This window comes from Streptomyces sp. NPDC006235 (genome assembly GCF_040613735.1).
Lineage (GTDB): Bacteria > Actinomycetota > Actinomycetes > Streptomycetales > Streptomycetaceae > Streptomyces.
Genome location: NZ_JBEXSR010000065.1, coordinates 23,793 through 33,055, shown reverse-complemented (window position 1 = coordinate 33,055; position 9,263 = coordinate 23,793). Strand labels below are relative to the sequence as shown.

General features: G+C 70.6%; 10 protein-coding genes and 1 pseudogene. 5 read left to right on the top strand and 6 right to left on the bottom strand.

Going from position 1 to position 9,263, the window contains the following annotated elements; all coding sequences use genetic code 11:
• Nucleotides 1-106 precede the first annotated feature (106 nt).
• From ABZ192_RS40530 to ABZ192_RS40505, 6 genes and pseudogenes are all read right to left on the bottom strand, one after another.
• A pseudogene (locus tag ABZ192_RS40530) lies at nucleotides 107-253 on the bottom strand (IS5/IS1182 family transposase); the annotation flags it as partial.
• An 80-nt stretch (nucleotides 254-333) separates the two neighbouring features.
• Nucleotides 334-1,062 carry a CPBP family intramembrane glutamic endopeptidase gene (locus ABZ192_RS40525; protein WP_356929472.1) on the bottom strand — a complete coding sequence of 243 codons (729 nt, stop codon included), beginning with the start codon at nucleotides 1,060-1,062 and terminating at the stop codon, nucleotides 334-336.
• Nucleotides 1,063-1,068: 6 nt separating this feature from the next.
• Nucleotides 1,069-3,636: an MMPL family transporter gene (locus ABZ192_RS40520; RefSeq protein WP_356929471.1), complete on the bottom strand. Its 2,568-nt coding sequence runs from the start codon at nucleotides 3,634-3,636 to the stop codon at nucleotides 1,069-1,071.
• Nucleotides 3,633-4,565, bottom strand: coding sequence for a methyltransferase domain-containing protein (locus tag ABZ192_RS40515; protein ID WP_356929469.1), 933 nt, complete (start codon nucleotides 4,563-4,565; stop codon nucleotides 3,633-3,635). The genes ABZ192_RS40520 and ABZ192_RS40515 overlap by 4 nt, the downstream gene beginning before the upstream one ends.
• A gap of 51 nt (nucleotides 4,566-4,616) precedes the next feature.
• The gene (locus ABZ192_RS40510; protein ID WP_356929468.1) at nucleotides 4,617-5,171 is read right to left on the bottom strand and encodes a hypothetical protein; all 555 of its coding nucleotides are present in this window, start codon (nucleotides 5,169-5,171) and stop codon (nucleotides 4,617-4,619) included.
• Nucleotides 5,168-6,334: an 8-amino-7-oxononanoate synthase gene (locus tag ABZ192_RS40505; protein ID WP_356929467.1), complete on the bottom strand. Its 1,167-nt coding sequence runs from the start codon at nucleotides 6,332-6,334 to the stop codon at nucleotides 5,168-5,170. The genes ABZ192_RS40510 and ABZ192_RS40505 overlap by 4 nt, the downstream gene beginning before the upstream one ends.
• A 670-nt stretch (nucleotides 6,335-7,004) precedes the next feature.
• On the opposite strand from ABZ192_RS40505, the gene ABZ192_RS40500 reads away from it, so the two are divergent.
• The 5 genes from ABZ192_RS40500 to ABZ192_RS40480 all read left to right on the top strand — a co-directional run bounded on the left by ABZ192_RS40500 (nucleotide 7,005) and on the right by ABZ192_RS40480 (nucleotide 9,220).
• Nucleotides 7,005-7,556, top strand: a complete 552-nt coding sequence (locus ABZ192_RS40500; RefSeq protein WP_356929466.1) for a TetR/AcrR family transcriptional regulator — start codon at nucleotides 7,005-7,007, stop codon at nucleotides 7,554-7,556.
• The gene (locus ABZ192_RS40495; protein ID WP_356929465.1) at nucleotides 7,556-7,882 is read left to right on the top strand and encodes a multidrug efflux SMR transporter; all 327 of its coding nucleotides are present in this window, start codon (nucleotides 7,556-7,558) and stop codon (nucleotides 7,880-7,882) included. The genes ABZ192_RS40500 and ABZ192_RS40495 overlap by 1 nt, the downstream gene beginning before the upstream one ends.
• On the top strand, nucleotides 7,882-8,394 hold the full coding sequence (locus ABZ192_RS40490; protein WP_356929464.1) for a DUF5360 family protein: 513 nt from the start codon (nucleotides 7,882-7,884) through the stop codon (nucleotides 8,392-8,394). The genes ABZ192_RS40495 and ABZ192_RS40490 overlap by 1 nt, the downstream gene beginning before the upstream one ends.
• Before the next feature lie 116 nt (nucleotides 8,395-8,510).
• A complete protein-coding gene (locus ABZ192_RS40485) occupies nucleotides 8,511-8,921 on the top strand; it encodes a transposase (protein WP_356929463.1) in 411 nt (136 codons plus the stop codon).
• Complete coding sequence (locus ABZ192_RS40480) at nucleotides 8,846-9,220, top strand: transposase (RefSeq protein WP_356929476.1); 375 nt, start codon at nucleotides 8,846-8,848, stop codon at nucleotides 9,218-9,220. Before ABZ192_RS40485 ends, ABZ192_RS40480 begins: the two co-directional genes overlap by 76 nt.
• Nucleotides 9,221-9,263 lie beyond the last annotated feature (43 nt).

Sequence of the window (9,263 nt, the reverse complement as noted above, 5' to 3'; positions counted from 1 at the left end):
CTGGGAGAGACGCGACGACATCCACGAAGCCTTCCTCGGCCTCGCCACCTGCCTCATCACCCACCGCCACGTCCAACGCCTTTGTTAGGACCTCTAAGACCGTTTCCTACGTGGTGAGGCGGATGAGGCGCTTGTAGCAGCACAAGACTGCCGCGAGTCCGAGAAAGGCCAGGTAGTTACGGGGATCGCGCTCGTAGCGGGGGCTGAGTCTGCGGACCCGGCTCAACCACAACAAAGCCCTGGCCACCCGATACGACTAACGAGCCCGCCACTACAGCCCATGGTCACCCTCGCCCGCCTACAACTCTGGCTGCCCTGACTTTGCGGACACCCCTAGATCCAGAGCAGGACCGCGCCGAGCAGGAGGAGGTTGCACATACCCTGGGCCACCGCGCAGGCCAGGGCAGAGCCGGTGACCGCGCGGCAGATGCCCAGGGCCAGGCCCATGAGGAATACGGAGGGCAGCACTCCGCACACCACCCTCAGGTTGAGCGGGTTGAGGCCGTAGTCACCGAGATGGACCAGCGCCCAGCCCGCGGCCGTCGACACCACGGCCGTGCGGGTGTTCCAGCGCTGCTCCACCGCCCGGTACAGGACGCCCCGGTAGCAGACCTCCTCGACGAGCGGCACCAGCACGCCCATGGCCAGCACCATGGCGGCCACGTCCGCCCACCGGGCGCCGGGTACGAGCCCGTCGAAGATCCTCGGCACCCAGGCCGTCCAGTTGTCGTCGTCCGCGCCGAACGCCGTACGGGTGGCCAGGAACGTTTCCGCGTACACCAGGGCCACCACGACCACGCACACGACCACCGGACCGACCCCAGCGAAGCGGCGGATGCCCGCGTCGGCCCACCGGTCGCGGTCCAGGACAAGCAGGACGGCCGCGCTCAGCGCCACCGACAGCGCCATCAGCGGGAAGCTGAACGCGCCGGCCACCCGCACCGCGGCGAGCAGTGCGAAGAGCACGGCCGCCGAGGCGACGGGGGCCGCCGCAGTGCGTCGGCGCAGCCCGGTCAGGGCCCGTGACCGTCGGCTGCCGGAGGCGAAGCGGGTCGTCGCCACCGCCGGTCACCCCGCCTTGGCCAACTGCGGCGAGCGCCTGCGGAGGGTGGGGAACCACCAGTTGTAGCGGCGCAGCAACAGCAGGGTGGCCGGCACGAAGAGCATCCGGATCACCGTGGCGTCCAGCAGCACCGCGGTGCCGAGTCCGGCGCCGTACTGCTGGAGCATCAGGGTGGAGGACAGCGCCATGGTGCCGAGGCTGCCCGCCATCACCAGACCGGCCGCGTTGATCACCCGGCCGGTGTCCACGACGGCGGCCATCGTGGCCTCGTCCTGGGACATGCCGCTGCGGATGAGGTCTCGGACCCGGGTGACCAGGAAGATCTCGTAGTCCATGCCGAGCCCCATCATCAGGACGGTGAGGAAGATCGGCAGATCGTCGATGACCACCTCGCCCCGCAGCTGATGGAAGATCAGCACGGTGATCCCGACCGCCCACACGTTGCTCATCATGATCGTCGCGATCAGCCGGACGGGGACGAGCAGCGAGCGCAGGGTGAAGGCCAGCATGATGAACACACCGATGCTGACGAGGGCCACCATCTGCCAGAAGCTGGAGTTGAGCGCCGCTCCGTACTGGAGATCCACCTGTGTGGCGCCGCCGATCTCCAGCTCTCCCACGTCGGCGCGCGCGTCGGAGACCGTGTCCTGAAGTCTGCTGATCGTGTCGGCCGCGGCGGACGAGTAGGGGTCGTCCTCCAGGACCACGACGAACCGCAGGGTGCCGTCGCGGGCCACATAGTCGCCGAGGAAGGCCTGGTTCTGGGCCGCCTGCTCGGCGGACCACGGCTTGCCGAACGGCTGGGTGGCCGAGTCGACGGAGGCGACGCCCTCGGTGGCGGCGAGCTGCTCGGTCAGCCGCGCCACCTCCTGCCGGCCCTGCTCGGTCAGCGTGCCGTCGCGGACCACGCCGTCGGCGGCGTGGCCCACCACGGTCGTCGGCAGTGCCGCGCTGTTGCCCCAGGCCCCCACGAGCGTCTCGAAGCCCTGCCGGGAATCGGTGACGGGGCTCAGCTTCACCGGGTCCGACGTCGAGCGGTTGCCCGCCGCCAGCACCGCGAAGGGGATGGTCGCGACGAGGAACACCGCGACGACGGCCACCTTCCGGCGCCGGGCGAACTCCGCCGTACGCCGCAGATGACGGCCCATGGCGCCGTTGCGCTCCAGGTCGGACAGGGGTGCCCGGCCCAGCGCGAAGAACCGGTCGCCGAGCAGGACGAGCAGGCAGGGGGTAAGGGTGAGGGCGGCGGCGAGCACGATCGGGATGCCGATGAGGCCGCCGTAGCCGAGCGGCGGGATCCAGTCCACCGGGGACAGCAGGGTGGCGCCGAAGGCCAGCACCACGGCCGCCGCCGCGAGCAGCATGCTCTCGCCGGCGTGCACGGTGGCGTGCACGGCGGCCTCCTTGGGCGAGCGGCCGGCGAGCCGTTCCTGCCGGTAGCGGGAGGACAGCAGCATGCTGTAGTCGACGCCGGCGCCCAGCATCACGAACTGCATGATGGTGACGGTGAACTGGGTGAGCGTCACCTGCTGGGCGAGGCCGAACAGGGCGGCCTGGCTGACGTTCATCGACAGGCCGACCACCGCCAGCGTCAGGACGGCCGGGACGAGGGCGCGGAAGAAGACGAGCAGGACGAGGAAGATGATGACGTACGCCACCATCTCCATCAGCGCGTTGTCCGACTCGGCCTTCTCATAGGTGTCGTGGATGAGGGCGAGTTCCCCGGTGACGTGGACGGTGATCGCGTCACCGGTTCCCTGGGAGGCGAGCACCTCGTGCGCGGTGTCGCGCAGCCACTCCACGTCCGGGTCGCTCTCGCCGTTCATCGGGTAGGCGACCGATACGGGGGCCACCTGGCCGTCGGTGGAGATCAGCCGGTCCACGGCGTCGGCGGGAACAGGCAGCGGGAAGCGGCGCCAGTCCGCGTCGACGGTGGTCTCCCGGGCGATGCGGGCGATCCCGTCCGGGCCGGTGGCCTCGACCGCCTGGCGGGCGGCGGTGGCCAGCGCGGCGGGGATCAGCCCGCGGTCCACCTGGCCGTCGACGTACCGGCGGCGCTCGTCCACCGTGCCACCCTGCTCGCGGGCCTGGGTCCGTATCGTGGACAGGAACTGCTCGGTCGCGTCCCGGAACACGGTGTACGCCGAGGCTGTGCCCGCCACCTCGCCCTGTCTCTGCCGGGCGGCGATCCGGTCGTCGAGGCCGGCGAGGAAGGCGCGCGCGTCCGGGCTGTTGACGTCCGGGGCCTCGACGACCATCGTGACCTCACGCTCCGACCGCTGCGGGAAGGAGCGCTTGGTCATCGCGTCGGCGTCGGCGCTGCTGGTGCCGGGGACGACCTTGGAGGCTCCCTGGTCGGTGAGCTCGGAGGTGAGCTGTCCGCCGATGGGCATGCAGACGGCGATGAGGACGACCCACAGCGCGATGACGGTCTTGGGGCGCGCTACGAGCTGCCGTGCGAACCGGTGCAGCCCGCGGTGGACCCGGCCGCCCGCCGCGCCGTCGGCACCCGCGGCGGGCACCGGCGCGGGCGACGGCTTGGGGGCGGACTTCGTGGCCGGGGACTCCGTCATCCGACTCCGACCCCCTCGTCGTGACGTGCGCCGCGGCCGCCGCCGGCCCTGACCGGCTTGCTGCCGGTGACCACCACGAAGGTGTGCTCGATGTCCAGGCTGCCCTGCCGGGCGAGGATCTCGGCGAGGCCAGCCTCGACCCGGTTCAGGACCAGTTGCTCACGGTCGTTGTCCACGGCGGTCTTGAAGCCCGCCGCAGCGCCCGACCGCTGCACCCACTCGAGGACCGCGGCCGGGGTGTGGGCCGGGATGACCTGCGCCCCCTCCCGCTGGACGTCGACGGCGAGCCCGGCCTTGGTGAACCAGCGCGCCACCGCTGCCGCGCTCTTGGGCAGGGACACCCGGATCAGACTGGTCAGCAGCGAGGGGTCGTCGGCGAAGACCCGCTCCAGGCCGTCGGTGAGTGCCTTGTGGGCGTCGGCCCGGGTCTCGATGACCATGACCCGGCCGCCGGGGCGCAGCACCCGCTCGATCTGGGCGAGGAGCCGGGGCGGCTTGCTGTAGCAGATGGCCCAGCCAACGACCACCAGATCGGCGCTTGCCGACGGGATGCCCTGGATGAAGGAGTCCATGTCCCCCTCGGACAGCTCCACTCGCAGACCGGGAGCGGCCTCGGTGAGCGGCTTCACCTTCCCGCCGGCCACCTCCAGCATGCCGGACGACTTGTCGACCGCCAGGACCGTGCCGCGGCCGTCCAGACGGCGTACGATCTCCGCCGTCAGGTGGCCGGTGCCGCAGGCGAGTTCGACCACCGTGTCCCCGGGGCTGATGGGCACCTCTGCGAGGGCCGCCGTGGAGTGACCGCCCATCACCGGGCTGAAGAACGTGTCGTAGTCGGAACTCGCGGCGTCGTAGTCCGCTGTGGGATCGGCGTGCGACCTGCTGATCGTCAGGCGCAGCGCGCGAGCGACGAGACCTAAGCGGGACATTGGGGCTCCTTGGTGCGTACGAAAGGGAAGTTCACGGCTGACGGGGTCCCATCACTGCCTCCGTGGCAGCGTCGGACGGCTGACCTGTGGGGAGCGGGTGAGCAGCAGGAGGGCGCAGCAACAGGCCAGCGCGCTGGCCGCCCCGCGCGCCTCCGGCAGCTGCCACGCGGCCGCCGCACAGCCGGCGGCGAGCGCCCCGGCCGACCACGTCACACTGCGGGCCGCCCGGGCCGGGCCGCTCGTCCCGCGCTCCGGGTCCGTCAGCGGCAGTCCGGTGAGGAATCCGGTGACGAGTCCGGTGAGCGCGAGCTGCGCGGCCGCCGCCTGGGCACGCCCGGGACACGCGACGACGATGCTCAGCCCGAGCAGCGCGAGGGCCACCACGGGGCCGCCGGCCTCGGCGGCCCCGTGGTGGCGTGGCCAAAAGCCCCGGAACAGCCGGGCCGGCACCGCGCCCGCCCCCAGTGCGAGTACGGCGATCAGCGCGGGCACCGCGACGCCGCCGAGGTCCTCGGCGGACGCCGTCGTCGCGGTGAAGCAGACGCCGGTGGCGAGGCCCGCGGCGGCCAGGGCCGAGGCGTGGCCGCGGGGCAGAGCGCCGGTCATGCGACGCTCGCCTCGCGCATGCTCCGCCCCGCATCGCGCAGGTGCGCGGCCTCCCCGGCGAAGGCGTCGATCACGCGGTCGAGCTGGTCCGTGGTGTGCGACGCCATGTAGCTGGTGCGCATCCGGGGCTCGGCGGCCGGAGGCAGGACGGGGTTGGTGTAGACGCCCCGGCTCATCAGCCGCTGCCACATGCGCAGGGTCCCGACGGCGTCGGGCGTCGGGACCGGAACGATCGGGGTGTTGCTCAGGCCCGTCTCCACGCCGGCCACGGCCAGACCGCGCCGGACGTACTCGGCGTTGTCCCGGACCGCGGCGGCGAGGTGAGGTTCGGAGCGCAGGATGCGTAGCGCGGCCAGCGCGGCGGCGGTGTTCGGGGGCGTGGTGGACGCGCTGAACATCAGGCTCCGCGCATGGTGCTTGAGGTAGTGGATGGCCTCCTCGGTGCCGGCGACGGCACCGCCGAGCGAGGCGAGCGACTTGCTGAACGTCACGGTGATCAGGTCGACCTCGTCGGTCAGCCCGAAGTGCGCGGCGGTGCCTCGGCCCTCGGCCAGCACACCGAGGCCGTGGGCGTCGTCCAGGAGGAGCCGCGCCCCGTGGGCGGCGCAGACCCGTACGATCGCCGGCAGGTCACAGATGTCGCCTTCCATGGAGTAGACGCCGTCGACCACGACGAGCCGTCCGGCGTCGTCCGGGATGCGCTCCAGGGTCTGCCGCAGGCCCTCGGCGTCGTTGTGCGGGAACCAGCGCAACTTGGCGCCGCTCAGCCGGCAGCCGTCGACCAGCGAGGCGTGTGCGCTGCGGTCGACCACGACGTAGTCGCGCGGCGTGAGCAGCGCGGCGATGACGCCGAGATTCGTCTGGTAACCGGTGGACATGACCAGGGCCGCGGGCTTGCCGAGGAAGGCGGCGAGCTCCGCCTCGAGTTCCTCGTGCAGGTCGGTGTTGCCGTTGAGAAAGCGGGATCCCGTGCTGGAACTGCCGTACCGGTCGAGCGCGGCGCGCGCGGCGGCCAGCACCCTGGGATCTCCGGTGAGGCCCAGGTAATTGTTGGAACCGCACATGATCAGGGTGCGGCCGCCACGGCGTACGGTCGGGCCTTCACCGCCCTCCATGGGCAGGAAATAGGGATACAGCCCTGCGTTTATCAGGTCGTCGGCCATGGTGAATGACGAGAACCGCGAGTAAATGTCGGGAGGATTGCCCCCCGGATTTAACACGCTGGATGCACTCATGATCGTTCCCTCGATAGATTCCAGGTCGATTACGAACGTCCCCCTGCGCCCGGGCAGCGTGTGCGCAGGGCACGGCTCGTGGGCAGGGGGCACGCAGGTGCGAGCGCTGTGAATTCCGCGCACGCCGGCAGGCACGCACGGAAGAAATCAGAGAAGGGCGCACCGGGAATCCGCGGCACACGGCGCGGCACACAGCAAGGAAAAGGTCGTCATTGACCTGATCACCGCTCGGCACTGGCCGGGAGCGGCGGCGCGCCGCGTGATCGCACGCGACGGTGGCGCCCTGAGCCCCTCAGGGCGAGTTACCGGTCAATTCAATCCCCCCGTATACGTGGCGTCCCCCGAAGGTGCCACCGATGATCGTCACCGGCTCGGTCCGCAGAAGGGACCTGTCAGCCTTGAGTGGTTTTCGAAACTAGCCCCCGGAAGTCAAGAGTGTCAACGACAACTCGAAACCTGGGGGCACATTCATATGGAGGTAATGAATCCGATTCTCCGGCGGCAGGTGTCAAGCTCCCGGAGATTGCCTCGCGGCCGCATGCTATGCTTTCACGACCGTCCAGACGGTCGGGAATTGCTCTGACCTCGGCAGGAACAGGTGAAGCAGGTGCGTGACCGGATCCTCGACGCAGTGGAGAGACTGCTGGTGAAGGGCGGCGTGGACGCGGTCCGGCTCGACGCGGCGGCCGCCGAGGCCGACGTGAGCAAGGGCGGGCTGCTGCACCACTTCCCCTCCAAGTCGGCCCTGGTGCAGGGCGTCGTGAAGCGGCTCGCCGACCGGTTCGAGGCGGCACTGCCCGGCCCCGACGCCCCCGTCGGCGCCTACACCCGGGCATGGCTGGACGCCTCCATCCCGGCGGAGGTGCCCGACGAGGGCGAGCCCCAGGAGGCTGCGGTCCCCCTCGCCCTGCTGGCCGCGGCCGGCGGACCGGAGGTCCTCGACATCCTTCAGGAGCGGTACCGGCGCTGGCAGCAGCGGCTCGACGAGGACGGCCTGCCGCCCGGGGTCAGTTCCCTGGTACGCATGGCGGTGGACGGCTGGTGGACGGCGCGTCTGCTCGGCCTCGCCCCGCCGACGGGCGCGGACCACCGTCGGCTGCGCGCACTCATCGAGGATCTGACGGTACAGCGGGCCGAGGGGACGGACTGATGGGCGTCGCGATGGTGGCCGGGGCGATTCTCGCGGAGGTGATGGCCACGCTGGCCCTGCGCGCCTCGCACGGGCTTACCCGGCTCGGCCCGAGCGTCCTGGTGGTCGTGGGCTACGGGCTGGCGTTCGTCCTGCTCGCCCAGGCGCTCAAGTCGCTGAACGTCGGACCGGTGTATGCCGTGTGGTCGGGCGTGGGCACGGTCGGGGCGTTCGTCGGCGGCGTCGTGCTGTTCGACGAACAGGTACGCCTCGCCACGCTCGCCGGAATCGCCCTGGTCATCCTCGGCGTGGCCGTGATGTATCTCGGAGGAGGTCTCGAACACTGATGACGGCGCCCGGCCCCTCATGGACGGCAGAGCACGGCCCCGCACCGCGCGGCCTGCGGTACATCAAGTCGGCGATGCTCGTGACCGACGTCGGCTTCCTCCTCTACTGGTCGGCGGCCATCCTCGCGGTGATCCCGGCGGAGTACGCTTACAAGGACTACCGAGACCCGGTGATGAGTGACTGGAACTACTCGTTCCTGCCGCTGGACATCGCGGCGAGCGTGACCGGACTCCTCTCGCTCGCCCTGGCCGGCAGCTGTACCGGCCAGTGGGCGGCCCGACACCGCCCGCTGATGGTCCCGCTCATGCTGGTCTCCCTGACCCTGACCAGCACCGCGGGGCTACAGGCCGTCGTCTTCTGGGCGCTGCGGGGGGACTGGTCCCTGACATGGTGGATCCCCAACCTGGCCCTGCTGCTCTTCCCGATCCCGTCGATCATGTACCTGCTGCGCGGATCGGAGAGTTGCGCAGGCTGCGACGCGGGCTCCGTGCCGGCACGCCGGTGGAGATGACCGGTTAGAGAACGGTTCCCGAGGTACGCCCAGACACCCACGTGGGCCGTATCTAGGGCGTGTGTCGAAAGTGGATCTTGATCGTGGGATGATCTTGGTTCATAGCGCGTGGAGATTTGACAGACGAGCAGGGGGCGGTGCTGGAGCCCCGGTTGCCGAGGGGCAAGAAGCTCGGCCGACCGCCGATATGGATCAGGAGGCGGCTGGTTGACGGCATACGCTTCCGGGTCCGTACCGGCACCCCTTGGCGGGACATGCCGCAGGAGTACGGACCCTGGGGCCGGGTGTACGACCTGTTCCGTCGGTGGTGGCAGCGCAACGGCACCTGGCAGCGGATCTTCACAGCCCTGCAGGTCCGGGCCGATGCCAAGGTGATCACCTGGGAGATCAACGTTGACTCCACCATTGTCCGTGCCCACCAGCATGCCGCCGGGGCACGGAAAAGGGGGACCTGCAGAAGGAGCCGCCCGGCGGCGTCTCCGCCGAGCCGGGCGACCACGGCCTTGGGCGCTCGCGCGGCGGCCTGACCACCAAGCTGCACCTGGCCGTCGAGCAGGGCCAGAAGCCCATGTCCATCGTGATCACTGCCGGGCAGCGCGGCGACTCCCCGCAGTTCGAGGTCGTCCTGGGGCGCATCAGGGTGCCACGACTGGGGTCGGGCAGGCCATGCACCTGGCCCACGCGGGTGCGCGCCGACAAGGCCTACGCCTCCCGTAAGAACCGCGCCTACCTGCGCAGACGGCGGGATCCACTGCACCATCCCGGACAAGGCCGATCACATCCGCAACCGCAAGAAACTCGGCTCCTGCGGCGACCGTCCTCGTAGCGGCGATCAACGAGTGGCTGTGAACAGGGATAGAGGCGTCCCT

Excerpts from the sequence above, each read along its gene's own strand:
- ABZ192_RS40520 (WP_356929471.1), bottom strand. The coding sequence starts at position 3,636 with ATGACGGAGTCCCCGGCCACGAAGTCCGCCCCCAAGCCGTCGCCCGCG.
- ABZ192_RS40515 (WP_356929469.1), bottom strand. The coding sequence starts at position 4,565 with ATGTCCCGCTTAGGTCTCGTCGCTCGCGCGCTGCGCCTGACGATCAGC.
- ABZ192_RS40510 (WP_356929468.1), bottom strand. The coding sequence starts at position 5,171 with ATGACCGGCGCTCTGCCCCGCGGCCACGCCTCGGCCCTGGCCGCCGCG.
- ABZ192_RS40505 (WP_356929467.1), bottom strand. The coding sequence starts at position 6,334 with ATGGCCGACGACCTGATAAACGCAGGGCTGTATCCCTATTTCCTGCCC.
- ABZ192_RS40495 (WP_356929465.1), top strand. The coding sequence starts at position 7,556 with ATGGGCGTCGCGATGGTGGCCGGGGCGATTCTCGCGGAGGTGATGGCC.
- ABZ192_RS40490 (WP_356929464.1), top strand. The coding sequence starts at position 7,882 with ATGACGGCGCCCGGCCCCTCATGGACGGCAGAGCACGGCCCCGCACCG.